Below are 25,455 nucleotides of genomic sequence, written 5' to 3' on the forward strand. Positions count from 1 at the left end.
GCCCCCTGGTGTGGTGGTAGTGGACTGCTGCGTGTCACTCTGTGGCAGGGGATTGGCTGCCAACCATGGCCAATCCGAGGAAGGTGGACTGATTCTCATGGCCCAGTGGACTTCGGCGGTCGGTGCGGCTCAGCTGGCCCGGCAGCTCCACACGCAGCAGCCCAGGCCGGCCGGCCCCGGCAACCGCAGGCCACCGGCCTACCGCGCGCTCGCCGACGGCATCCGGCTGCTCGTCCTGGAGGGCCGGGTCCCGGTCGCCGCCAGGCTCCCCGCCGAACGCGAACTGGCGCTCGCCCTGGCCGTGAGCCGTACGACGGTCGCCGCCGCCTACGAGGCGCTGCGGGCCGAAGGGTTCCTGGAGTCCCGGCGGGGCGCCGGCAGCTGGACAGCGGTGCCGGCCGGCAACCCGCTGCCCGCCCGGGGCCTGGAGCCGCTGCCCCCGGAGGCGCTGGGATCGATGATCGACCTGGGCTGCGCCTCGCTGCCCGCCCCCGAACCGTGGCTCACCCGGGCGGTCCAGGGCGCTCTGGAGGAGCTCGCCCCGTACGCGCACACGCACGGCGACTACCCGGCGGGGCTGCCCGCGCTGCGGCAGACGATCGCCGACCGGTACACCGCCGACGGCATTCCGACGATGCCCGAGCAGATCATGGTCACCACCGGCGCGATGGGCGCGATCGACGCCATCTGCCACCTCTTCGCGGGACGCGGCGAACGGATCGCGGTGGAGTCCCCGAGCTACGCCAACATCCTCCAGCTGATGCGGGAGGCGGGCGCCCGGCTGGTGCCGGTGGCCATGGAGGAGGGGCTCGGCGGCTGGGACCTGAACCGGTGGCGCCAGGCGCTGCGGGACGCCGCTCCCCGGCTCGCGTACGTCGTCGCGGACTTCCACAACCCCACCGGGGCCCTGGCCGACGAGGACCGGCGACGCGCGCTGGTGGACGCCGCCCGCTCGGCCGGTACGGTCCTGGTCGTCGACGAGACGATGCACGAACTGCACCTGGACGAGGACGTGCGGATGCCCCGCCGGGTCTGCGCCTTCGACCCGGCGGGCAGCACCGTGCTCACCGTGGGCTCGGCCAGCAAGGCGTTCTGGGCGGGCATGCGGATCGGCTGGGTGCGCGCCGCGCCGGACGTCATCCGCAGCCTGGTCGCGGCCCGCGCCTATGCCGACATGGGCACCCCGGTCCTGGAGCAGCTGGCCGTCAACTGGCTGATGCGCGCCGGCGGCTGGGAGGCGGCGGTGCAGATCCGCCGGGAGCAGGCGCGCGGCAACCGGGACGCGCTGGTCACGGCCGTGCGGCGGGAGCTGCCCGACTGGGAGTTCGTCGTACCGCGCGGTGGTCTGACGCTCTGGGTGCGCACCGGCGGCCTCTCCGGATCGCGGCTCGCGGTGGCCGGGGAGCAGGTCGGGGTACGGGTGCCGTCCGGGCCCAGGTTCGGGGTCGACGGCGCCTTCGAGGGCTACGTCCGGCTGCCGTTCACGGTCGGCGGGCCGGTCGCGGACGAGGCGGCCCTGCGGCTCGCGGCCGCCGCCGAGCTGGTCGGTTCGGGAGCGGGAGCGGGCGCGGAGGCCCCCCGGACGTTCGTGGCCTGAGCCGCCGACCGGTGCGCCGGCGCGGTTGTACGGGAGAGGGTCCGCAGATCACCTGATCTGCGGACCCTCTCCCGTACAACCGCCGGGTCTGTCAGTCGCTGACGGCCACCGACTCCATGGCGACGGAGATCGCCGGGGCCTCCACCGGTGCCGGATCGGGCGCGTTCGCCTCGATCGCGGTCCGCCGTTCGGGCAGCAGGCCGAGCATCGTATGACGCTGCGCCTCGCCGGTCGCGTCGTCGTACGGATCGGGTGTGGCCGGGACCTGGATGCGCAGCACCGGTCCGGTGCCGAGGCGCGCGTATCCCCGGCCGGGCGGGACGTCCGGGGTCGGGGTGGTGTGCGGTTCGAGCCCGAGGACGGACTCGATCTCGGCGGGGGAGCAGTGGCCGAGGACGACCCGGGCCCGGGTGTGGGTACGCACGGTGTCGCTCAGGCCGTCCAGGCCGTCGAACTGCTCGGTCATCACCACGGTGACGTTGGCGGCCCTGCCGTGCCGCAGCGGGATCTGGAGCAGTTCCTGCGGGTCGGGCCCGCCGCCGGCGGCGGCCAGGTGGCCGAGCACGCTGGGCCGGTCCAGCAGGATCCACAGCGGGCGCCTGGTGTCCTCGGGGACCGCGTCGCCCGACTGCCGGGCCCGGTTGGCCTCGATCAGCCGGCGCTCCGTCTCCTGCGCCGCCCATTCCAGGGTGGCCAGAGCCCCGGCCGCCCCGCACTCGACGGCCAGCACGCCCTCGCGGCCGGTGAAGCAGGCGTACTCGCCGGTGCCGCTGCCCTCGATGATCAGGATGTCGCCCTGCTGGAGTGCCTGGAGGGCGATGGAGCGCAGCAGGGTGGTGGTGCCGCTGCCGGGCTGTCCGACGACCAGCAGATGTGGCTCGGTGGTGCGTGCGCCGGTCCGCCAGACGACCCCCGGCGCGTCCCGGGTCTCCTCGCCGTCACTCACCGGAACGGTGCGCTGCACCGCGTCGTCGTCCGTGAAGCCGAGGACGGTCTCGCCGGGGGCGATGACGAAGCGCTGGGCGGTGATCGAGGTGGGCAGGGCGTCGAGCACGCTCATGACGAGCCGGTTCCCCTCCTCGTCCCAGCGGAAGCGGTACTCCCGGCCGCGGCCGGACTTGGCGTGCAGCAACTGCTCGATCCGGGCGCGGGAGGCGGCCTCGCTGTCGGTGAAGTAGGCCGGGTACGCCACCTTGAGCCGGGTGATCCGGCCGTCGCCGTCGAACGCGTACTCGCTGAAGACCTGGTTCCAGTCGCCGCCGTGGGCGAACAGCGCACCGGGGTCGTCGGCCGTGGAGAAATACGGCACGAGCGCCTCGTACAGGGACTGGAGCCGCCCGGTCTCCGCCTCGTCCGGGCCGGTCCTGACGGGAGTGCGCGCCCGTCCCTTCCATGCGGCGGCGCCCATCACCGTGACCAGGGCCGTCACGGACCCGTAGGGGACGAGCGCGACCACGAGAACGCAGGCCGCGACGAGGAACAGCGTGGGACCACGCCGGTCCTTGGGCGTCGCGGCCCACTTCTGCCGTCCTGCACCTGCCAACAGCCGCAGACCACGGGTGATCATGATCAGCGGATGGAGCACATCGGTGGCGCTGTCGGCGGCCGTGCGCGCGAACTCTCGACTGCGAGTGATCGAAGCGCTGCCGCTGCTCAGAATGCGGGGGAGTGGTCGCCGGGCCACGTCTGTCTCCTGAAGGGGGTGGGGTCGGGAGCGGAGGGTCAGAACTTGATCCCGCCCAGGAGTCCGGCCAGGCTCGCGCCGCCCGCGGTGATGCTCGGTGCGATGGCGGTGCCGGCCAGGTAGAAGCCGAACAGGGCGGTGACGAGGGCGTGCGAGGCCTTGAGGCCGTCCTTCCTGAAGAACAGGAAGACGATGATGCCGAGGATGACGACGCCTGACATGGAAAGGATCATGAGTGGTTCTCCTGGTTGGGGGGACAGTCACCATGAGTCCTTCCAGGCTCACCGGAAGTATCTATAGGATAAAAGGTGCAACTGGGTGAAAAGTGGAGTTTTTCACTGGACTGGCAGACAGTGGGGCCGGGGCCGGGGCGGATTTCGGTGCCGCACCTCACCCCGTCGTCACCCGACGTGATCTTCTGCCATGGGCGGGCCGGGTCATGACCGCGTCCGGGCAGTACTCTGTCGATTCACTCGTACGGCCTCAAGACGCATCCCCCCGCAGGCCGGCGGCGGAGACAACGGTTAAAGGAAGGGCGGCCCCCCGATGAGCGAAACCCCTGATCCCGAGGTTGTTGAGCTGGCGACCAAGGTCTTCGACCTGGCGCGCCACGGCGACACCGACACGCTCGCCGCCTATGTCGACGCCGGAGTTCCCGTGAACCTCACCAACGACCGGGGCGACTCGCTGCTGATGCTCGCCGCCTATCACGGGCATGCCCCCGCGGTCACGGCACTGACCGGACGCGGCGCGGACCCGGACCGGGCCAACGACCGGGGGCAGACGCCGCTGGCCGGGGCCGTCTTCAAGGGCGAGGACGCGGTGATCGCCGCACTGCTCGCCGCGGGCGCCGATCCGACGGCCGGAACACCCTCCGCCCTGGACACCGCACGCATGTTCGGCAAGGCCGACCTGCTGGAACTCTTCGGTTCCCGCTGACCGGGTCCGCCGTAAATGTGGTCGCGGTGGCGAAATGGGTGGGTCATCATGACGTCGCGGGCCCGATTCGGGCCACCGACGAGAGGCGGGACAATGGTCTGCACCAGGCAGAAGACGGCGGTCGGCCGATCATGTTGCTGCGCGGTCTAGGACGTGTTTCGAAAGTAGCGTCGTCCGCCCGCAGGGCGGGCGCAGCGGCGTCCGGTGCGTGCGATTGCAAGGCGGAGGGTCACCTCCATATCGGATGTACCGAGGCGATCCCGGCAACGCGGCGAGAGGCGGGGTCTCCCCTCCTCAGGCGAAGCCGAGAGCTCGGGGAAGTGCCGGACGCCGCCACGCAGACGGGACTTTCGAAACGCGCACTAGGGCCTGATCCAAACGAAAGGCCCTAGTCCTTGTCCGCGAGGTTCCGCCGTACGACAGGCGGGCCGGGCGGGACTCCCCGGACACGGCACCCGTGCCTGTCCGGCACACGGAACTGCACAGTCCCCGGTTGCGTCGACAGCTTGATGTGAGGCTTTTTCCATGTTCGATCCGTTCATAGCGCCGAGCGGCACCCTGCTCGGCCTGTTGCAGAGGGGCCGCGGCGACGGCACGCTCCACGCGCTCGCCGCACCGCGCCCCGAGGCCCTGGCGGCTCTCAACCACTGCGTCCTGAGCGATCCGCGTCACGACTGGCAGGCGGAGAACCGCTCCCTCTACTACGCGCGCCTCTATCTCGACCTCGACGGCGGCATCGAGGAGATCGAGCGGCACCTCGTCGATCCCGACGACCACCTGGACACCGACGAGTCACGGACCGGCCTCGCCCTCGCCGTACTCGGCCACCTCGCCTCCTACGGACGGGACGACGCCCTGGCCCTGCTGCGCCGCTACGCCGCGACCGGCTCCAACTGGGCCTGGGCCCTGGACGAGCTGGCCCTGCGCGACGACGACGCCGGCCTGCGGTCCCTGGCCGTGCCCGTGCTCGCCCGCTTCGCCACGGACCCCGAGGGCTCCGCCGAGCTGGCCACCACCGTGCGCGACGCCTTCGAGCCCCGGCCCTGGCGGCTGTGGGCCGACGATCCGCGCGAAGAGGTCGGCGCCCGGGTCCGGGCCGCCTCGGAACAGGGCTCGTTCGACCGCTGGCAGCGGCAGATGCGACCCGGCGGGCCCCGGCCGGGCTGGAGCGTCCAGGCCGTCTTCGACTGGGCCCAACAGGGGCTCGACCGAGGCAGCCACCTCCACGTACCGGCGGCCCGCTGCCTCTCCGCCGTCGCGGGACCGGAGGACCGGCCCGTGATCGTCGAGGCCGCCCGCAGCGGCCCCGACGGCGCCCGCTGCGCCGCTCTGCACTACCTGGCCGAGGCCCGGGACCCGGTCGTGCTCGACCTGATCGAGGCCGCGGCGGTCAGCTCCTCGCGCACGGTCGCCGACGCGGCCGTCGCCGCCTTCGAGCGGATGTGCGGGGAGGCGGCCGTCGACCGCGCCCGGCGCTGGGCCCGTCGGCCCGACGCGCTCGGCGCATCGGCGGCCGGGGTGCTGGCCGGCCGAGGCGGCGCGCAGGACGCCTCGCTGGTCCTGGGCGCCCTGCGCGAGGCCGTACGCGGCGACGGGCCCGACGCACTCCGGCTCTGGACCCTGGTCGACGGCACCGGACGGCTGGGCATCGCCTGCGCAGCCCCCGTCCTGCGCCACGTCTACCGCGAGACGTCCTCCTCACAGCTGCGGGGCAGAGCTGCCCGCGCACTGGCCGCCACCGACCCCACCTTCGCCACCGGTTTCGCCGTCGAGTGCCTCTGGGACTGCGAGGAGACGACCCGGGAAGTCGCCGCACGCCACGCGGAGACCGGCGACATCAGGGTGGCCGAACGGCTGCGCCGGCTGGCCGCCGACCCGGCCGAGGAGGCCGAGGTGCAGACAGCCGTGCGCAGCAGGATCGGCCCGGACGCGTCCGCCGTCTGACCGGGCGGTGAACAGCGGGGCGTTGCGCGTCGGGGGCGCGCGGCGCGGCACCGCGAGCTGTCCGTGGCACGACACCGCCCAGGTCCCGTGGAGCCGCCCGGCAGGGCGTGACCGACTCCGGGGCAACCGGCCGCTTCTGCGCCGTTTCGACCCTTGTCCGTGCGAGGACCTAATCTGTGCAGCGTGACTTCGCCTGCCTACACGGAAAACGCTGCGCCCCAGCTCAGCGCGGGGCCCCGGCCCGCACCGGGCCCGGCCGCCGACGAGGGGCTCTCGCGCCGGCTGCGCGCCCTCGCCTGCACGGCGCCGCTGCACGACCTCGACGTGCGCAAGGCGAACCTCGCCGGTGAGTACAGCATCTACGCGATGGCCGAGGTGGCACTCGCCGCGATCGACCACGTCACGCTCAACATGGACTTCGACACCGGCGCGGACCACGACCAGATAGTGGCCAGGCTGCTCCCGCGTGTCGCCGCGCAGGCCCCGCGCCGCCCGGCCGCCGAGCACGAGCGGGTCGCCCGCTGGGTGCTGGAGAACCTGATCAACGTCGGCAGCGTGGACCGGGGCTTCCGGGCCGTCTACGGCACCTTCGGGCCGGACGGCACGTACGTCCGCCGCGACTACGACTTCAAGCTGATCGAGGAAGTCCCCGGTTACGGCGGCAGCGTCTACCTGCGGGCCACCGACGAGGCGGTCAACGTCCTGGTCGGCGCCCTCGACACGGACGTCACCAGCGCCCAGATCGCCGCCGAGGTGAAGCTGGAGGTCCTGATCAGCCGCGGCCGCCTCGCCGACGCACAGCTCGCCGCCGAACAGGCCCGCTACCGGACCGTGCAGTACGCGGAGACCCTCCGCAAGACCCTCGACGCGACCCGGCGCAACGTCCGGGCGGTCGACTGGCTCAACGCCGTGCCCGACATGATCACCGAGGCGCTGGACCACGTGGCCGACCGCTACCGCCACGAGAACGCCATCCTCACCAACATCCGCAAGGCCCGCGACGAGGCCGAGGAGCCCGAGCACAAGCGGCGCGCCGCCGAGCTCGTCGACATCGTCAAGGACTGCATCCGCCGCCACACGCAGCTGCAGTCCCGGCTGCTGGAGGCCGGGCCGCTGTTCCGCGCCGAGCAGGACCGGCAGGCGTTCGCCGCACCGGCCGCCCGTACCGGCCTCGACCTCTACGGACAGCTGCTGGCGCCGCTGCTGCCCCTGCCCGTCGAACAGTCGATCCGCGCCACCGACGCGTTCTTCGCCCACGGCACGGGACTGCGTACCCCCACCTCGGTACGGGTGGGCGATCTGGTCGACATGCTGCTGGCCCCGCCGCTGGAGCGCGAACACCTGGGCGCCGAGATGCCCGAACCCGATCTGATCGCCACCCCGGCCGACAGCCGGTTCAGCGAGGAACAGCTGGCGAGCGCCATGCAGTTGCTGGATCTGGAGCCCGACGCGCCGCGCCGCCTCTCCGGGCTGCTGGCCGAAGCCAGACGACGCGACGCGGACCTGCCCTACCTGGTCGCGCTGCTCGCCGTGCACGCGGCGAGCCCGCCGGTCGGCACCGCCTACCGGCAGGGCGAGCGCCGCCTGCTCTTCTCCGTCGACGACGGGACCCAGCTGGAGGACCCCGAGTTCGGCGGCGCGGACCTGATCGTGGGCACCGCCCTGCTGGACGCGGCCGGTACGGCCGCAGACCGCACGGAGGCGGCGTGAGAGCGCCGGTTTCCGCCGCCGCCCACCACGCGGACGCGGGGGCGGTGGCGGGACACGGCAGGGGCGCCCACCCGCCGCCGGAGCCCCGCCACCCCGCAGCGCAGCCGGCGCACCCCGTCCGCCCCGTACCGAAGTCCGTCCGCCCCGTACCGAAGTCCGTCCGCCCCGTACCGAAGTCCGTCCGCAGCAAGGAGCGTCCGTCGTGAGCGACCACCGCGCAGAGCACGCCGACGCGTGGAGCGAGCAGAACGCCGCGTACCCCGCCGACCGGACCGTGTCCGCCCCGCCGTCCGCCCCCGCCCCGGTCACCCCCGCCGACGCCGCCGACGCGGCCCGGCTCGTCGCGTTCGGGCTGCAGCCCAAGCTGCTGCCCGCCCGCGACGCCGAGTACGCCGAACTGCTGCGCCGCTACCGGGAGGAGCCCGCCTTCGGCCGCCTCGCGGACGCCGTCGCCACCGGGCTCGGCCTCATCGTGCTGGAGGTCTCCACCCGGGCGGGCATGGCCGTCACGGCGGGCGAGGACTCGGTCTTCGCCGTACGCATGGGCGACTACGCCCGCCGGGCCTCGCCGGACTCCGCCGACCGCTTCCTGCACGGCCTCGCCCACCTGGCCGTCGCCGCGATGGCCTTCCCGCGCCCCGAGGACCTCGCCGACGACGCCTACATCGGCCGGATCACCGTCAACGGCGTCGACGCCTTCGTGCGCCAGGCGTGCCACCGGCTGGAGGAGCGCGCCGACGAGCACGGCGACAACACCGACCCGGCCAGTGACGCCCCCGGCCTGGAGGCAGGCTGGCGGATCTACGCCCGGCGCAGCTCCACCGGGGCGACGAAGGACGCCAGACGGCTGGCCGGATCCACCACCGGCATCGTCGGCAAGGCCGTCGCCTTCCTCACCGACTCCGGCTTCCTCCAGCGCACCGGGGACGACGCGGGAGGCGCCTTCCGCACCACCGCCCGCTACCAGCTCCAGGTACGCGACATGGCAGGCAGCGCCGCCATGGCCGAACTGCTGGAACTGGGAGTGGTGCCGGTCACCGACGGATCGGCCACGCTGCTGCCCCCACCCGACCCGGACGACCTGGAGCTGGCGGCCGACGCCGGACTGCCGTTCCACAGCTGACCGGCCCTTCCCCGGCTGACCGGCCCCACCGCCGGGGCCGCCCACCGCAGTGTCCGCCCCGCCACCGACGTCTCCTTCCCGCCGCCTGAACGACGAGAGTCCGCCGCCATGTACGAGCTGTCCCGGGTCCGCCTCTACTCCATCGGGCCTGCCGGTGCGCGCTACGCCGACACCGTGCTTGACCTGCGCGGGGTGGGCGAGCCCGTGCCCCACCCCGCACCGGCGCAGGCGGAGTTCTTCGAGGAGGAGCCGGTCGGCCCGCCGCGCCGTCCCGCCCCCGCCGGAGTGCTCTTCCTGGAGAACGGCGGCGGCAAGTCCGTCCTGCTGAAGCTGATCTTCTCGGTGATGCTGCCCGGCCACCGCAACACCCTGGGCGGCGCCAGCTCCGGCGTCCTGCGCAAGTTCCTGCTCGCCGAGGACTGCGGTCATGTGGCGCTGGAGTGGCAGCACACCCTGACCGGTGAGTGCGTCGTCGTCGGCAAGGTCAGCGAATGGCGTGGCCGCCAGGTCTCCAACGACCCCAGGAAGTTCGCCGAGGCCTGGTACTCCTTCCGGCCCGGCCCCGGACTCAGCCTCGACTCGCTGCCGGTGGCCGAGGCGACCTCGGTGGGCCGCCCCGTCGAAGGCGTCTCCGGTGCCCGGGGCAGGCGCCGCACCATGAAGGGCTTCCGCGACGCGCTCACCGAGGCGGGCAAGTTCTACCAGCACCTCGACGTGCACTGGGAAGAGATCCACGACCGCTGGAACGAGCACCTCGGAGAACTCGGGCTCGACCCCGAACTCTTCCGCTACCAGCGCGAGATGAACGCCGACGAAGGAGAGGCAGCGGGGCTCTTCGCCGTCAAGAAGGACTCCGACTTCACCGACCTGCTGCTGCGCGCCGTCACCGACACCCGCGACACCGACGGCCTGGCCGACCTCGTCAGCGGCTTCGGCAACAAGCTGGGCCGCCGCGCCGAACTCACCGCCGAGCGGGACTTCACCGCCGGCTCGGTCGATCTGCTCGGCCGCATCGTGGAGGCCGCCGGAACGCGCTCGCGGACCCGGGACATCCACGCCGGCGCCGAACGCCGCACCCGCACCCTGGCCCGCAGGCTCTCCGCACGCGCCGGCCTGGAGCGCGGCCGCACCGCGGAGCTCGCCCAGCAGGTCACCGGCGCCGCCCACACCGTCACCGGCGCCGAGGAGACCCGCGGCCGGGCCGGCCTGATCGCCGCCGAACTCGCCTACCGACACGCCTCCCTGGCCCTCACAGCGGCCGAGAAGAGCGCCGCGGCCCAGCGCAAGGAGCTGGTCGACGCCCGCACCCTGCACTCCGCCTGGCAGGCGGCCGAGGCCGTACTGCGCCACCGCGCCGCCGCCGACCGCGCCGCGCGCGTCGCCGTCGCGATCCGCGAGGCCGAGCGCGACGCCGCCCCGGCGCTGGCCGCCCGCGCCACCGCGGCGGCCGATCTCGTACGGGCCCTGCACACCGCCGCCGAGGCCGGCGAGAGCGTGGCCAACGAGGAGGAGGAGCGTTCCGAGACCCTTCAGAGCTCGGGCGAGGCCGCACACCGCGACGCCACCACGGCCGCCACCGAGGCCCAGCGCGCCCGCAGCGAGGCCGGCCACCTGCGCCAGCGCCTCGCCGAGGTCGAGCAGGAGACCGCCGAGGCGGTACGGGCGGGCTGGCTCGACGACACCGCGCCCAACGCGGACCCCGCCCGCGCGGCCCTCGCCGCGAACGACGCCGAGAAGTCCGCGGTGGCCGCCTGGGACACCGCCCGCGAGGCCGCCGGGTCCGCCGCGGACCGCTCCCGGCAGGCGGCGGCCACCGAGAGCCGCGCCGAACTCGCCGCGGCGCGGGCCTCCGACGGCGCGCGCGCCGCCGAACAGGCCTACGAGGCCGAGCTCAGGGCCGCCGAGTCGATCGCAGCCGAGCACCGCCTCGCGGACCTGCTCGGCCTGCCCACGCCGCAGAGCGGCGGCGTACCCAGGCCGCGGCGGGGCGCGGCCGGCCCCGAATCCGGAGCGGAGGCCGGTACCGGCGACGAGGGACCGCAGCACGAAGCCCCCGACGCCGAGGCGCCCGCCACCGCTCCCGGCGCCGACGGAAGCGAACCGGCGGCGCACGGCACCCACACCGTCACCGCAGGCCGGCCCCGCCCGGCCGAACAGCCGCTCACCGCAGCCGAGTTCGACCGCAACGCCGAGGAGCTGCGCGAGCTCCTCGACCAGGCCGTCGGCACCGCCGAGCGACGCCTCTTCGAACTGCGCACTGCGGCCGCCGACGACTCCCGCATCCTGGGCGCGCTCGGCGACGGCGGACTGCTCCCGCCCGGCCCCGACGTACTCGCCACCGTCGAGTACCTCGGGGAGCACGGCATCCCCGCCCTGCCCGGCTGGCGCTATCTCGCCCAGGCCGTCGACCCGGCCGACCACGCGTCCGTGCTCGCGGCCCGGCCCGAACTCGTCGACGGCGTCGTGATCACCGACCCGGACGCGCACGTGCGCGCCCGTGAGGTCCTCGGCGCCGCCGCCCTGCTGCCGCGCTCGGCCGTGGCCGTCGGCACCGCCGCCGCCCTGCTCGCGCCCGTCCCGGCGCCCGGCACCGGCGCGAACGACGATGCCGCCGGGGTGTTCCTCGTCCCGCCGAACCCGGCCATGCACGACGAGCACGCCGCCGACGAGGAGCGCCACGCGCTCAGGAGCCGGGCCGCCGCCCGCGACGAGGACATCCGCACCCTCGCGGCCCGGCTCACCGCTGACCGCTCGCTCGCCGCCCGGATCGGCTCCTGGCGGGTGGACTGCCCGCCCGGGACGCTCGCCGAACTCGCGGAGGCCGCCGCGACCGCCCGCACCGCCGCCGAGACGGCCGAGGCCGCACTCGCGGAGGCCCGTACAGTCCGCGCCGAGGCCGACGAGGCCGCCTCGGACACCGCCCGGGTCCGGGACGAGCGCCAGGAAGCGGCCCAGCGCGCCCGCCGGGCCGCCGACGCGCTGGCCGGACTGGCCTTCCGCCTCCGCGAACGCGCGGGCTGGCAGGCCAAGCTCCGCGAACTGGCCGACGAGGCCGCGGAGTCCGAGGCCCGCGCCACCGTCTGCCTGGACCGCGCCAGAGCCGCCGACGAGGACCGCAGGGCCGCCCAGCGCGCCGCCGACGACGCCCGCCGCACCGCCCGCGCCCTGCGCGCCGAACGGGCCGAGATCGCCGGTGCGCCCGAGCACCTGCCCGAGCCCGCGACGGACGCCCCGCGCCGGGCGCTGCCGGCCCTGCGCGAGGCCTACCGGGCGGCGTCCCAGCTCTACGAGAAGGTGGGGGTCGGCGCCGACCTGCGCGCCGAACAGGCCCGCGCCGAGAGCGACGAGAGCGCAGCCCTGGCCGAGCTGGACCGGCTGACCAACAAGGTCCGCACCCGGGCCGCTCAGCTCCTGGAAGGAACGGACGGCGCCGACGGCCCCTCCCGGCAGGCGGCCGCCGCCCGCGCCGAGTCCCTCGTCCAGCTCCTGGAGACCCGCGCCTCGGCCGCCAGCGAGCAGCTCGGCCGGCTGCGCGGCGAGGCAGAGCGGCTGGCCCCCGCCGACGGCGAGAACCTCCACACCGAGCTCCCCGACGCGCAGGTCCCCGCCGACGCCGGACAGGCCCAGACCCTCCTGCGCACCGCCACCGCCGAACTGGCCTCCGCCACCGCGTCCCTGGACACCGCGAGGGCCGCCCACGCCGAGCTGCTGCACGCCCACCGCACCGCCGAGGACTCGGCGGGCGGCTTCGACGAGACCGCCGCCCTGCTGCGCGACCTCCTCAGGGACCACGGCGACGACGAGCCCGAGGCCCCCGAGCCGTACCCCGGCAGCCTCGACGAGGCCCGGCAGTCCGCCGCCGAGGCCCGCCGTTCACTGCGCGGCTGCGCCGCCGACCTGTCCACCGCGGAAGCGTCCGTCCGGGAGGCGAGCGACGTACTGGTCCGGCACGCCAACTCCACCCGCTACGAGCAGGTCCGCACCCCGGCCCGCCAGCAGATCCGGGAACTCCCGGCCGCCGCGCTGCCCGAGCACGCGGAGAAGTGGGCCATCGCCTTCGCCCCCAGGCTGCGGGTCCTCACCGACGAGCTGACCCAGCTGGAACGCAACCGCGACTCCATCGTCGACCGGCTGCGCGGCCTGGTCGACTCCGCGCTCACCACGCTGCGCTCCGCCCAGCGCCTCTCCCGGCTGCCCGAGGGCCTGGGGGAGTGGTCCGGGCAGGAGTTCCTCCGGATCCGCTTCGAGGAGCCCGACCAGGCCACCCTGACCGAACGGCTCGGCGAGGTCATCGACGAGGCCACCAAGGCGGCCCTGAAGAAGAACTCCGACCTGCGCCGTGACGGCATGTCCCTGCTGCTGCGAGGCGTGCAGGCGGCGCTGGAGCCCAAGGGCATCGCCGTGGAGATCCTCAAGCCGGACGCGGTGCTGCGCGCCGAGCGCGTGCCCGTCGGGCAGATGGGTGACGTCTTCTCCGGCGGTCAGCTGCTGACCGCCGCCATCGCCCTGTACTGCACGATGGCCGCGCTGCGCAGCAACGACCGGGGCCGCGACCGGCACCAGCACCACCACGCGGGCACGCTCTTCCTCGACAACCCCATCGGCCGCGCCAACGCCACCTATCTGCTGGAGCTCCAGCGAGCGGTGTCGGACGCGCTGGGCGTACAACTGCTCTACACCACCGGGCTGTTCGATACGACGGCGCTCGCCGAGTTCCCGCTGGTGATCAGGTTGCGCAACGACGCGGACCTGCGGGCCGGGCTGAAGTACATCAGCGTCGAGGAGCATCTGCGCCCCGGGCTGCCGCAGCAGGACCCCGGCGCCGAGACCGTGCACGGGGAGATCACCGCCACCCGCATGTTCAAGCGTGGCGCACCGGCGCCCGACGCCCTCCCGGGCCGGACCGAGGCGGCGGATACCGGGACCGGCTGAGCCGGCCGCGGGGACCGGGCCGTACCGGCACCAGCCCGGTGCGGCCCGGCGCGCGGTGTTCACGCGCGGGGCGTCAGGCCCGGGACAGCCTGCGGTCCGCGGAGCGGCGGCGTATCCGCGCCCCGTCCCGCTGTGCCGTCCGGGCGGCCCGCCTCGCCCTGCGCCGCTCGCGGCGCAGCTGCCGGGCGGAACTGCTCGGCATCGAGACCACGCCGTTGCGCTGGTTCCACACCTGCCGGGTGACCCACACGTCCAGCACCGACCAGGTCGCGCCCACCGTGCTCGCCACACTGCTCAGCACCATCGGGAAGGCCAGCCAGGAACCTGTCATGGTGGACAGGAACGCCACCATCGCCTGGATGATCGTCAGCGACAGGATCAGAACGGCCCGTACCGCCGCTCTGCGCACCGGGTCCGGCATCCGCCGCCGCAGCGCCGGCTCCTCCACCCAGAGCGGCTGCCGCGGAATCTCCGGGCGGCCCCGCGCCGGCTTGGCAGTGCCACGACGTTCTTCCGTGTCCAAGGACCTTCAACTCCCCACCACTGTCCGACTTCAGGGTTGCTGCCCGGCATGAGCGGTTTCTACGCGGACGAGCCGCCCTCACCTGCCGAATACGCCCCTGCAGTCCCCCTACCCCCGTACAGACAGACGAGTACCGCGCTGTGAAGATTCCCCCGAACCGTCACGGAACGAAGAATTCCAGCCAACTGATGTGGGGAGGAATGTGTGGCTCTGGCTGGTCTCTTCTGTCGCTTTCACGAATTCCATCTCCTGGAATACCAGGACAACTCATGGTCAACTCCCAGTAAGGCGGCCGAAAATCGCCCGGACATGCCTTCGAGTTGTCTGGGCGTCGGTAGTAGGCTCGCGCCGTTTGTTGACGGAACACCATCACCGCCCTGCGGGGACGAGCTGGGGGAGGCCATGCGCTTTCGCGGAAAGTCCATCCGCAGGAAGATCGTGGCCTTGCTGCTTGTGCCGCTCGTCTCCCTCACCGCGCTATGGGGCTTCGCCACCTATCTGACCGGCCGCGAGGCCGGCCAGCTGATGAGCGCGAGCGCTGTGGTGGAGAAGATCGGCCACCCCCTGGAGGACACCGTCCGGGTCGTCCAGAACGAGCGCAGACAGACTCTCGTCTACCTCGCGGACCCGCGCGCCTCCGACGCCCTGCCGGTCCTGCGCCGCCAGCGCGCCGCCACCGACCGGGTCGTGGACCAGGTCAACAGCAGCGCACGGCAGAAGGACATCCGCGACGCGCTGCGTCCGCAGGACGAGACCCAGCTCAGCTCCGTTCTGGGCGCCGTCGAGGGGCTGACGTCGCTCCGCGACTCCGTGGACAAGCGCACCATCAGCCGGGCCAAGGCGATGGAGTACTACAACGGCCTCATCGACCCCTGCTACCGCTTCCTGACCGGCCTCCACGTCATGGAGAACGTGTCGATGGACAAGCAGGTCCGCGCCCTGGCCGGCATCTCGCGGGCGAGGGAGATGCTCTCCCAGGAAGACGCGCTCGCGGCCTCGGGGCTCCTCGCGGGACGGCTGACGGCCCCCGAACTCCGCCAGATCTCCGACCTCATCGCCAAGCGCGAGCTGCTGTACGAGGTCAACCTGGAAGCGCTCCCCGCCTCCGAGCGCCGCCGCGTCCAGCAGTACTGGGAGAGCCCGGACAGCGAGCCCCTGCGCTCGGCCGAGGACAAGCTCATCGCCCAGGGGCCCACCCACGACCCCCGCGAGCTGGACGCCGCACGCTGGCAGGAGGTCGCCCCGCCGGTCCTGGACCGGCTGGCCAACGACTCGACGGAGATGAACAACCGCTTCCAGGACCGAGGCAGGCCCGCCGGCTACGGGGTCCTGATCAAGGCGGGCGTCGCCGGGGTACTGGGATTCCTGGCCCTGCTCGTCTCGGTCTTCGTCTCCGTACGGATCGGCCGCGAACTCATCCGCGACCTCTCGCGCCTGCGCAAGGACGCCCACGAGGTCTCCGGGGTGCGCCTGCCGAGTGTGATGCGCCGCCTCGCGGCGGGCGAACACATCGACGTCGAGACCGAGTCCCCGCACCTCAACTACGAACGCGACGAGATCGGCCAGGTCGGACAGGCCCTCAACATCCTGCAGCGTGCCGCCGTCGAGGCCGCCGTCCGGCAGGCGGACATGCGCCGGGGCGTGTCCGAGGTGTTCGTCAACCTCGCCCGCCGCAACCAGGTGCTGCTGCACCGCCAGCTGACGCTCCTGGACACGATGGAGCGCCGCACCGAGAACACCGAGGAGCTCGCGGACCTGTTCCGCCTCGACCACCTCACCACTCGCATGCGGCGCCACGCCGAGGGCCTGGTGATCCTCTCGGGAGCCGCTCCGTCCAGGCAGTGGCGCAAGCCCATCCAGCTGATGGACGTGGTGCGCGCCGCGGTCGCCGAGGTCGAGGACTACGAACGGATCGAGGTCCGCAGGCTGCCGAGGATCGGCGTGGGCGGACCGGCCGTCGCCGACCTCACCCACCTGATAGCCGAGCTCCTGGAGAACGCCACGGTGTTCTCGCCCCCGCACACGGCGGTCCAGGTCCACGGCGAGCGCGTCGCCAACGGGTTCACCCTCGAGATCCACGACCGGGGGCTCGGCATGCCCCCGGAACTCCTGCTGGACGCCAACCTCCGGCTCGCGGAGACACCCGAGTTCGAACTGTCCGACACCGACCGGCTCGGCCTCTTCGTGGTCAGCCGGCTGGCCCAGCGGCAGAACGTCAGGGTGTCGCTCCAGACCTCGCCCTACGGCGGCACCACCGCGGTCGTCTTCATCCCGGCCGCGCTGCTCACCGACGCCCCGGAGGCGCACGGCACCGGATTCCGCCTCGACCGCAGGTCGGAGAAGGCCATAGCCGGCAGCGGTCCGGGCGGCGGCAAGGGCCGCGTCACGGGTTCCGGCACAGGCGGCGGCGAGGAGGGCGACGCGTTCGAGCGCCCCGACGGCGGCCGTCCCCAGGGCGGCAGGACCGGCGGCCTCTCACCGGTGCCCACCGGCCTGGCGGACCCGGCGCCGCTGGACGGACCGGTCGAGCTCGAAGGCCCGCTCGGCCCCGTGGACTTCACCCGCGACCCGGTACTCGAAGCCGTGGCCGGACCCGGGCTCGACCCCGTACTCGACGGTGTTTCCGACCTGGAGGACACCGAGAGCGAACGTGGCGGCATCTTCCGGGCCCGTGAGCTCCGGCGCGACGGCGACCGCGACCAGCACCAGCAGGCCGCCGACCAGATCGCGGACGCCGACGGGGTGCGGGAGCTGCGCCCCGACGGCGTCAGGCCGCTGCCCCGCCGCAAACCGCCGACCCTGGTCACCGACCGGGGCCGCCGGATCGACGAGGCGGGCCGGGCCCACCCCACGGCCACTGACCCCGAGGCCGCGCGCCCGGCGTCCGGACCCGTCCGTTCCGCCGACCGCGTCCGGCCCGCCGAGATCAGGCCCGCCGCGATCAGGCCGGACAACGGCTTCCGGCCCCGCAGCGAGCCCGCCGCGCCCGCGGCAGTCACGCCGTCGGTGCCGGCTCCCCGTTCGCCGGCGCCCTGGAGCACCGCGCCCGGCCCCGGGACGATCGGCGGGCTGCCCCGCAGGGTCCGGCAGGCCAGTCTCGCCCCGCAGCTCCGCGAGGGCTCCGCCGGCCGCACCGCGGAGCCGGACCCGGTGGAGACCGTTGAGGACATCGAGCGCGACGCCGATGAGGTACGCAGCCGCATGGCGTCGCTCCAGCGCGGCTGGCAGCGCGGCCGCCAGCAGAACGCCGAGGACGTGACCGGCCCCGGCGACACAGCACGAGGAACCACTCCGGGAGGGGACGGTCCATGACCGCACCGAACGCCGCAGCAATCGACTCAGCGGGCCAGGGGTCCGGCGAACTCAACTGGCTCCTCGACGAGCTCGTCGAGCGGGTCGCCAGCATCCGCAAGGCGCTGGTGCTCTCCAGCGACGGACTCCCCACCGGCGCCTCCAAGGACCTGACCAGGGAGGACGGTGAACACCTGGCGGCCGTGGCCTCCGGGTTCCACAGCCTCGCCAAGGGCGTCGGGCGGCACTTCGACGCCGGGCGGGTCCGCCAGACCGTCGTCGAGCTCGACGAGGCGTTCCTGTTCGTCACGGCGGCAGGTGACGGCAGCTGTCTGGCCGTGCTCGCGGACTCCGACTCGGACGTCGGGCAGGTGGCGTACGAGATGACGCTGATGGTCAAGCGAGTGGGCGCCCACCTGGCCAACTCCCCCCGGACGACCGGTCTGACCTCCGGAGGGTGAGTGGATGGCATGAGCGCCGACCCCCGTACCCCCGCCGCCGGCGGCCCGCAGTCCTCGCGCTGGTACGACGCCGACGCGGGGCCGGTCGTCCGTCCGTACGCGATGACGCGGGGCCGTACCAGCAGCGCGTCCCGTCATCGTCTCGACCTGATCGCGATCGTCGTCCCCGAACCTGCGGCCGACGATCCCGGCCGGGACCAGATGCTCTCCCCGGAACACGTGGAGATCGTCGAACTGTGCAGCGGCATGCCCCAGTCGATCGCCGAGCTCGCGTCCGGTCTGGACCTCCCCGTCGGGGTGGTCCGGGTGCTGGTCGGTGATCTCGTCGAGGACGAGCTGGTGCATGTGACCCGTCCCGTTCCGCCGGCCGAGCTGCCGGACGTGAACATTCTTCGCGAGGTGATCAATGGCCTTCGGGCGCTCTAGCCGCAGCAGGCGGCCCGTGGAGCCCGTTACCCTGAAACTCCTGGTGGCGGGCGGCTTCGGAGTGGGCAAGACGACCATGGTGGGAGCGGTCAGTGAGATCAGGCCGCTGCGTACGGAGGAGAGGCTGACCGAGGCGGGGCGTCCCGTCGACGACCTGGAAGGGGTCGAGGGGAAGACCACCACGACGGTGGCGATGGACTTCGGGCGGATCACCCTCCGCGAGGACCTGGTGCTGTACCTCTTCGGCACCCCGGGGCAGGACCGGTTCTGGTTCCTCTGGGACGAACTCGCGCAGGGCGCGCTGGGCGCGGTCGTCCTCGCGGACACCCGGCGCCTGGAGGACAGCTTCGCGGCGGTCGACTACTTCGAACGCCGGAAGATCCCCTTCGCCGTCGCCGTCAACTGCTTCGAGGGAGCCGGCCGGTTCCCCACCGCGACGGTACGGGCGGCGCTCGACCTGGACCCGGAGGTGCCGCTGCTGCTGTGCGACGCCCGGGACCGCTCGTCGGTGCGGGACGTGCTGGTGGCCGTCGTCGAACACGCGCTGGCCCGCGCGGCCGCGCCCCGCGAGCCGGCCACGACCTGACGGGCCCGCACCGGCGGAGCGCGGCACCTGCCCACAGGGGTACGTGCCGCGCTCCGGGCGTCCGGGCGGCGGGTCAGCGGACCGCGACGACCGCCGAGCCGTGGCCGAACAGTCCCTGGTTCGCGGTCATTCCGGCGCGCGCACCCTCCACCTGACGTTCGCCCGCCGCGCCGCGCAACTGCCAGGTCAGCTCGCAGACCTGGGCGATCGCCTGCGCGGGCACGGCCTCCCCGAAGGACGCCAGACCGCCGCTCGGGTTCACCGGGACGCGCCCGCCGAGCGCCGTCGCCCCCGCCCGCAGGAGCGCGGCACCCTCACCCGGCGGACACAGTCCGAGGTCCTCGTACCACTCCAGCTCCAGCGCCGTGGACAGGTCGTACACCTCGGCCAGTGAGAGGTCCGCCGGCCCGATCCCCGCCTCCTCGTACGCCGCGCGGGCGATCGAGGCACGGAAGCTCTCCGTCGCGGGTTCCGCGGCGACCGCCGAATCGGTCGCGATGTCCGGCAGATCGAGCACCGCCTTCGGATACGTCGGCGTCACGGTCGAGACGGCACGGATACGGACCGGGTCCGCGGCCCCGTGACGCCGGGCGAACTCCATGCTGGACAGCACCAGCGCCGCCGCCCCGTCGGAGGTGGCGCAGATGTCGAGCAGCCGCAGCGGGTCGGCGACCACAGCGGATGCCGCGACCTGCTCGGCGGTGACGGGTGCCCGGTAGCGGGCGTTACGGTTCAGGGCGCCGGCCGCCGCGTTCTTCACCTTGACCAGCGCGAAGTCCTCCGAGGTGTCCCCGTGCACCGCCATCCGGCGACGGGCGTACAGCGCGAAGTAGGCGGGGTTCGTCGCGCCCAGCACCCGGAAGCGCAGCCAGTCCGGATCGTCGGGCCGGTCGCCGCCCGCCGGGGCGAAGAACCCCTTGGGCGCCGCGTCCGCCCCCACCACCAGCACGACGTCCGCCAGGCCGGCCAGGATCTGCGCCCTGGCGGTGCCGACGGCCTGGGCCCCCGACGCGCAGGCCGCGTACACGCTGGTGACCCGGGCACCCTGCCACCCCAGCGCCTGCGCGAACGTCGCCCCGGCCACGTACCCCGGATATCCGCCGCGCACGGTGTCCGCGCCGACCACGGACTGCACCTCCGGCCAGCCGATGCCGGCGTCGGCGAGTGCCTCGCGGGCCGCCACCCTGCCGTACTCGACGAAGCTTCGCCCCCACTTGCCCCAGGGGTGCATCCCAGCCCCGAGGACTGCCACATCCCCGCTCATCGCGCACCGCCCCCGGCGCCGGTGTCCTCAGAGCCGGTGTCCACCGGCCGCCAGTGCCATGTCGTCCATACCGTGCCGTCGTCGTCCGCTCCGCAGCCCGAGCCCGAATCCGGGCCCAGCACCCCCGGCACGACCTCGACCGTCATCCCGACCGCCAGGTCCGCCACACCGACCCCGGGCGCGGCCTGTCCGAGCACCACCATCCGCTCGGCGGCGAGCTCCACGGCCACCAGCGTGTACGGCTCCCAGGGCGCGTCCGGGTCGCTGGGATAGGGCGGCGGCGGCCGGTAGCGGCCGTCGGTGTACGACCAGACGGTCCCGCGCGGCGACAGCGGGACCTCGGCCGGCTTGCCGCCCGTGCAGCCCGGATTGCGGCAGAAGCCGTCCTGGCGGGGGAAGAAGACCGACGAGCAGAGCGGGCAGCGGGTGCCCAGGAGCCGGAACTCCCCGGCGCCCTCCTCGGTGAACCACCCGGCGACCACGGGTATGCGTTTGCGCGGCAAAGGCCCTCCCCAGCACTGAATCTGACGGAACGTCAGAAGTGTGCCACGGTCAGCTGCTGTCGGCGAGCCACTTGGCGGCCGTCTCCGCGAGCTCCCGGTCGCGGCCGGCCAGCATCATCCGGATCATCTGCACGTCGCCGCGCAGGGACCAGGCCGGATGCCCGAAGGACGCCGGGTTGTTCTTCTCGATCAGGAAGTGGGCGGGCCAGGCGGTCCCGTACCCGATCAGCGGCAGCGCCGCTGCGTACCGCTTGCGGCCGCGAGCCAGCCCGTAGGCCGTGAGGGCGAGACCGGTCAGGGTGCCGGTCAGATGGACCCAGCGGGTCGCGGCCCTGGAGTGCATCGCGACGTAATAGGGCCAGAATTCCTCGTACGAATCGAACGTCTGCTGTGACATACGGGCACGGTAGTGGCTGGAACGGCAACCGGATACGGCCGGTTCGCGTCCGAGAAGAAGAACGGGCGGCTGGAACCCACGGGGGTGGTCCCAGTCGCCCGCTCGTCCCCTCGGTTTCAGTGGCCCGCGACGGACCGTCGGGCCACCGGGAAGTCGAAGTAGGTGTCGGGGAACAGTTCCGGCGTGAAGGTGTAGTGCCACCATTCCTCGGCCAGATTGACGAATCCGGCGTCGGTGAGCGTCTTCTTCAGAAACTGCCGGTTGGCGCGCTGCACTCCGTGGATCCGCGGATCGTCCGTGTGCGAGAGGGTGTCGAAGCAGTCGAACCCGGTGCCCATGTCGACCGAATTGTCAGGGAAGCGCTCGGCCTGCGGTGCGTAACAGGGCACCAGCGGCTGACCCGGCCGGTACGGCGGGGTGGGCCGGGCCGGCAGCCTCACCAGCGTCAGGTCCACGGTGCTGCCCCGGCTGTGGCCGGACTTCTCCGCGATGTAGCCGTCGGCGAACAGCCGGGTCTTGTCGACCTGCGGGTAGAACTCGCCCTTCATGGTCTCGTCGTCCAGATCCTTCGCCCACCGTACGAAGTGGTCGACGGCCCGCTGGGGCCGGTAGCAGTCGTACACCTTGAGCGAGTAGCCCCGGCGCAGCAGCCGGAGCTGGGCCCGGTGCAGCGCCTGGGCGGCGGGCCGGGTCAGGATGCAGAGGGGGTCGCGGTAGCCGTCCACGGGTTCACCCATGAAGTCGTGCCCGGTGGGGTAACGCATCTCCTGGATGATCGTGGGATCCACCGCGCGCAGCGAGACGAACTCCGCGGGAGCCTTCGGCTCGGGCTTCGCCTGTGCCGCCGGGGCGGCGACGGTGACGGCGAGCAGGGTGGCGGCAGTGGCCGCGAGGGCACGGAAAGCGGAAGCGAGACCTGTCATGAGCACATCGTCCACCAGTGCGGCCGTGCGGCACAGGCGATCGGATACAGTCCGCGCGTGTCCGCGACGACGAGAGACCCCGACGAGCCCGTGAATCCCGATCAGCACGGTAACGCCGTGAATCCGGTGCACCCCGTGAGTCCGGCACATCCCGTGAAGGACTCCCACTGCGGCAGCTGCGGAGCCCCGTACACCGCCCTCGCCTCCCCGGACGCCTGGCCCCGCACGTGCACCGTCTGCGGCGCCACCGCCTACCGCAACCCCCTGCCGGTCGCCGTCGCCCTGCTCCCCGTCACCGGCCGGCCCGGCACCGGACTGGTCGTCATCACCCGCACCATCGAACCCCGCCTAGGCGGACGCGCCCTGCCCGGCGGCTTCGTCGACCACGCCGAGGACTGGAAACACGCGGTCGTGCGCGAACTCCGCGAGGAGACCGGCATCGAGGCCCACCGCGACGACGTCCGGCTCGCCGACGCCCTCAGCTCACCCGACGGCCACCTGCTCCTGTTCGGCCTGCTCCCGCCGCGCCCGGCCGCCGCCCTTCCCCCGTCCGTCCCCACCGACGAGACCTCCGGATACGAGATCCTGCGCACCCCCGAGGAGCTCGCCTTCCCCCTCCATACGGAGGCCGTCCGTTCCTGGTTCGCCGGCCGCTACCGCTGACCGGGGTCAGAGCCCCCGGACCCGCACCGGACACGACACCAGCCCCTCCTCGCCGTCCCGCTCCACCACCACCCGCCCGTCCACCAGCCGGGTCGTGTACCGCTCGACCACCGCCTCCTCCCAGCCGTCCCCCGGGTCACGGACCACCGATCCGCCACCGCCGCGCCCCTCCACCGGCGCCCACACCTCCAGTTCCAGCCCGCCGTCCGCACCCCGCACCGGAATCACCGACCCGGCCCGCGCGAGCACCGGCACCCGCGACAACGGCGCCTCCACCACCACCTGACCGGGCCCCTCGTGCACCGCACCGCTCACCGTGTCGTACCAGCGCCCCGGCGGCAGCCGCACCGCCCGCTCACCGGCCCCCGGCACCAGCACCGGCGCCACCAGCAGCGCGTCCCCCAGCAGGAACGCGTCCTCGCAGTCCCGCAGCGCCCGGTCACCCGGCGCGCCCCACCACAGCGGACGCACGTACGGCGCACCCGTCAGCCGGGCCAGGTGCGCCAGCGTCACCCAGTACGGGCGCAGCCGCTCCCGCTCCACCATCACTTCACGCGCGGCCTCGAGCACCCGGGGCCCGAACTCCCACGGCTCCCTGCGTCCCGCGCCGATCGCCGCATGCGTGCGGAACAACGGCAGGTACGCCCCCAGCTGGAACCACCGCAGATACATCTCCGGCGACGGCGACCCGTCGAAACCACCCACATCCGGACCCGAATACGGCACCCCGCACAGCCCGAGGCCCAGCACCAGCGCCAGCGAGGCCCGCAGCCCCGGCCAGCCCGTGGACACATCACCGGACCAGGTGCCCCCGTACCTCTGCATCCCCGCCCAGCCGGAACGCGAGAACAGGAACGGCCGCTCCTGCGGACGCAGCCGGGCCAGCCCCTCGTACCCGGCACGCGCCATCGCCAGTCCGTACACGTTGTGGGCCTCGCGGTGATCACCGCCGCGCCCCTCCAGCGAGTGCCGCGCCGAACGGGGCAGCGTCGTGTCGCCGAACGCCGCGAACGACACCGGCTCGTTCATGTCGTGCCAGACACCGGAGAACCCCTGCGCCAGCCGCTCCGCGTACAGCCCGCCCCACCACTCGCGCACCTGCGGATCGGTGAAGTCCGGATACACGCACTCACCCGGCCACACCTCCCCGCGCACGATTCGCCCCCCGGCGTCCCGCACGAACGCCCCCGAGGCCCCCACCTCCCGGCCCGCGTCGAACACCGCGTCACCCGGAGCCGCGGGCACCGCCGGATCCACGATCGACACCAGCCGCACCCCCTGCGCGCGCAGATCCGCCGCAAGCCCCGGCAGATCGGGGAACCGCTCCCGGTCCACCGTGAACACCCGGTGCGCGTCGTAGTGGTCGATGTCCAGATGCAACACCGACAGCGGCAGTCCCCGCTCCCGGTACCCCGACACGATCCGCCGCACCTCCCGCCCGCTCCCGAAACCCCAGCGGGCGTGCTGCGCACCCAGCGCCCACGACGGCGGCAGCGCCGGCGCGCCCGTCAGGGCCGTCCAGCCCTGGAGCACCCGGGCCGGTGTGCCCGCCACCACCCAGCAGCGCAGCGGCCCGCCCGCCATCCGCACCTCGGACATCCCCGGACGGTCATGACCGGAGCCGGCCCCCTCCTCGCCCTCGCGCAGCGTCACCCGCCCCGCCCAGGAGTTGTCGTGGAACGCCAGATGCGTCCCCGCGTCCGACACCACCAGTTGCACCGGCATCGTCACGTACAGCGGATCGTCACCGGGACCGAACCGGCCGCCCGGATCGGTGTTCCACAGCCCGTACCCGCCGTCCGTCAGCCGAGGACCCGCCGCCCGCCCGCCGAGCCCGAAGAACCGTGCGTCCGCCGGGACCTCGGACCGCTGTACCCACCGCGCGGGCCCGCCCGCCACCGGCTCCCACCACCGGGGCGGCAGCTCACGACGGAGCACCACGCCCCCGGGGGTCCGCAGCTCCACGGCCCCGTGCCGGGACACCGCGAAGGTCAGCCGCTCCGACACCACCTGCCACCCGCCGTCCTTGTCCGGCTCCAGAACGGCCCGCGGATCGGCGTCCGGAACGGACCCCGGCAGCGCGTACGACGGCGAGGGCTCCGCCCCGTCCCACCCCCAGAACACCGCACCCCCCACCGCGACCCGGACACTCAGCTCGGAGCGCGCGAACCGCACCACACCGCCGCCCGGCCCCGGCTCCGCCCCCACCACCGGCCCCGGCACCCGCGCCCGCTCCGGACCGCGCGACGGCAGCGCCCGCGCGTCCAGCCGTGAGCGCCGCCACGCCGAGCGCACCGCCCGCAGCCCCTGCTTCGAACCCACCGACTTCACCGAGCGCACCAGGTCACGACCGTTCATGCGGCACACCCTGCCATCAGGCGACGCGGCAGCGGGCTCTGTTCAACTTCCGTTCATTCACGGACCACCGCACGGCCGTGCGCCACGAAGCGTGGCCGGACCACATATCCGGACACGCGGTCATGGAGGGG

20 protein-coding genes are annotated in these 25,455 nt (G+C 73.6%); 12 read left to right on the plus strand and 8 right to left on the minus strand.

What is annotated here, in order from left to right; all coding sequences use genetic code 11:
* The first annotated feature begins 97 nt into the window (after positions 1–97).
* Positions 98–1,597, plus strand: coding sequence for a PLP-dependent aminotransferase family protein (locus EDD93_RS28645; protein WP_123528388.1), 1,500 nt, complete (start codon positions 98–100; stop codon positions 1,595–1,597).
* Positions 1,598–1,688: 91 nt separating this feature from the next.
* Here the strand turns inward: EDD93_RS28645 and EDD93_RS28650 are convergent, their stop codons facing one another.
* Together EDD93_RS28650 and EDD93_RS28655 are read right to left on the minus strand one after the other, a co-directional pair.
* Complete coding sequence (locus EDD93_RS28650; protein WP_123528389.1) at positions 1,689–3,281, minus strand: hypothetical protein; 1,593 nt, start codon at positions 3,279–3,281, stop codon at positions 1,689–1,691.
* 38 nt (positions 3,282–3,319) lie between these two features.
* Positions 3,320–3,514: a hypothetical protein gene (locus tag EDD93_RS28655; RefSeq protein ID WP_018103962.1), complete on the minus strand. Its 195-nt coding sequence runs from the start codon at positions 3,512–3,514 to the stop codon at positions 3,320–3,322.
* Positions 3,515–3,827: 313 nt separating this feature from the next.
* Here EDD93_RS28655 and EDD93_RS28660 point away from each other — a divergent pair, with 313 nt between their 5' ends.
* From EDD93_RS28660 to EDD93_RS28680, 6 genes are all read left to right on the plus strand, one after another.
* Positions 3,828–4,220 (plus strand): ankyrin repeat domain-containing protein, encoded by a 393-nt coding sequence (locus tag EDD93_RS28660; protein ID WP_123528390.1) that lies wholly within the window; start codon positions 3,828–3,830, stop codon positions 4,218–4,220.
* 525 nt (positions 4,221–4,745) lie between these two features.
* On the plus strand, positions 4,746–6,164 hold the full coding sequence (locus tag EDD93_RS28665) for a HEAT repeat domain-containing protein (protein WP_123528391.1): 1,419 nt from the start codon (positions 4,746–4,748) through the stop codon (positions 6,162–6,164).
* Between the two features lie 183 nt (positions 6,165–6,347).
* A complete protein-coding gene (locus EDD93_RS28670) occupies positions 6,348–7,874 on the plus strand; it encodes a hypothetical protein (RefSeq protein WP_123528392.1) in 1,527 nt (508 codons plus the stop codon).
* Positions 7,871–8,080 (plus strand): hypothetical protein, encoded by a 210-nt coding sequence (locus tag EDD93_RS39460; RefSeq protein WP_148083911.1) that lies wholly within the window; start codon positions 7,871–7,873, stop codon positions 8,078–8,080. Before EDD93_RS28670 ends, EDD93_RS39460 begins: the two co-directional genes overlap by 4 nt.
* Positions 8,077–8,997, plus strand: coding sequence for a hypothetical protein (locus EDD93_RS28675; protein ID WP_123528393.1), 921 nt, complete (start codon positions 8,077–8,079; stop codon positions 8,995–8,997). Before EDD93_RS39460 ends, EDD93_RS28675 begins: the two co-directional genes overlap by 4 nt.
* A gap of 108 nt (positions 8,998–9,105) precedes the next feature.
* Positions 9,106–13,929: a hypothetical protein gene (locus EDD93_RS28680; RefSeq protein ID WP_123528394.1), complete on the plus strand. Its 4,824-nt coding sequence runs from the start codon at positions 9,106–9,108 to the stop codon at positions 13,927–13,929.
* A 73-nt stretch (positions 13,930–14,002) separates the two neighbouring features.
* On the opposite strand, the gene EDD93_RS28685 is transcribed toward EDD93_RS28680, so the two are convergent.
* Entirely contained in the window at positions 14,003–14,452 is a 450-nt protein-coding gene (locus EDD93_RS28685; RefSeq protein ID WP_398905404.1) for a hypothetical protein, read from the minus strand.
* 402 nt (positions 14,453–14,854) lie between these two features.
* On the opposite strand from EDD93_RS28685, the gene EDD93_RS28690 reads away from it, so the two are divergent.
* Genes EDD93_RS28690 through EDD93_RS28705 form a run of 4 tightly spaced genes read left to right on the plus strand, consistent with a single transcriptional unit; the run spans position 14,855 to position 19,216 of the window.
* Complete coding sequence (locus EDD93_RS28690) at positions 14,855–17,764, plus strand: nitrate- and nitrite sensing domain-containing protein (RefSeq protein WP_185092554.1); 2,910 nt, start codon at positions 14,855–14,857, stop codon at positions 17,762–17,764.
* Complete coding sequence (locus EDD93_RS28695; RefSeq protein WP_123528396.1) at positions 17,761–18,204, plus strand: roadblock/LC7 domain-containing protein; 444 nt, start codon at positions 17,761–17,763, stop codon at positions 18,202–18,204. Before EDD93_RS28690 ends, EDD93_RS28695 begins: the two co-directional genes overlap by 4 nt.
* Positions 18,205–18,213: 9 nt before the next feature.
* Entirely contained in the window at positions 18,214–18,630 is a 417-nt protein-coding gene (locus tag EDD93_RS28700) for a DUF742 domain-containing protein (protein ID WP_123529401.1), read from the plus strand.
* Entirely contained in the window at positions 18,611–19,216 is a 606-nt protein-coding gene (locus EDD93_RS28705) for an ATP/GTP-binding protein (RefSeq protein WP_123528397.1), read from the plus strand. The genes EDD93_RS28700 and EDD93_RS28705 overlap by 20 nt, the downstream gene beginning before the upstream one ends.
* Positions 19,217–19,289: 73 nt before the next feature.
* On the opposite strand, the gene EDD93_RS28710 is transcribed toward EDD93_RS28705, so the two are convergent.
* From EDD93_RS28710 to EDD93_RS28725, 4 genes are all read right to left on the minus strand, one after another.
* Entirely contained in the window at positions 19,290–20,480 is a 1,191-nt protein-coding gene (locus EDD93_RS28710; RefSeq protein ID WP_123528398.1) for a lipid-transfer protein, read from the minus strand.
* Positions 20,477–20,983 carry a Zn-ribbon domain-containing OB-fold protein gene (locus EDD93_RS28715; protein ID WP_123528399.1) on the minus strand — a complete coding sequence of 169 codons (507 nt, stop codon included), beginning with the start codon at positions 20,981–20,983 and terminating at the stop codon, positions 20,477–20,479. The genes EDD93_RS28710 and EDD93_RS28715 overlap by 4 nt, the downstream gene beginning before the upstream one ends.
* Before the next feature lie 49 nt (positions 20,984–21,032).
* Positions 21,033–21,380, minus strand: coding sequence for a DUF962 domain-containing protein (locus tag EDD93_RS28720; protein WP_123528400.1), 348 nt, complete (start codon positions 21,378–21,380; stop codon positions 21,033–21,035).
* A gap of 116 nt (positions 21,381–21,496) precedes the next feature.
* A complete protein-coding gene (locus EDD93_RS28725; protein WP_123528401.1) occupies positions 21,497–22,303 on the minus strand; it encodes a M15 family metallopeptidase in 807 nt (268 codons plus the stop codon).
* A gap of 135 nt (positions 22,304–22,438) precedes the next feature.
* Here EDD93_RS28725 and EDD93_RS28730 point away from each other — a divergent pair, with 135 nt between their 5' ends.
* Entirely contained in the window at positions 22,439–22,966 is a 528-nt protein-coding gene (locus tag EDD93_RS28730) for an NUDIX domain-containing protein (RefSeq protein ID WP_260255972.1), read from the plus strand.
* A gap of 6 nt (positions 22,967–22,972) precedes the next feature.
* Here the strand turns inward: EDD93_RS28730 and EDD93_RS28735 are convergent, their stop codons facing one another.
* Positions 22,973–25,324, minus strand: a complete 2,352-nt coding sequence (locus EDD93_RS28735; RefSeq protein ID WP_123528403.1) for a glycoside hydrolase family 31 protein — start codon at positions 25,322–25,324, stop codon at positions 22,973–22,975.
* Positions 25,325–25,455: the final 131 nt, after the last annotated feature.

The sequence above is a fragment of the Streptomyces sp. 840.1 genome (assembly GCF_003751445.1).
Lineage (GTDB): Bacteria > Actinomycetota > Actinomycetes > Streptomycetales > Streptomycetaceae > Streptomyces.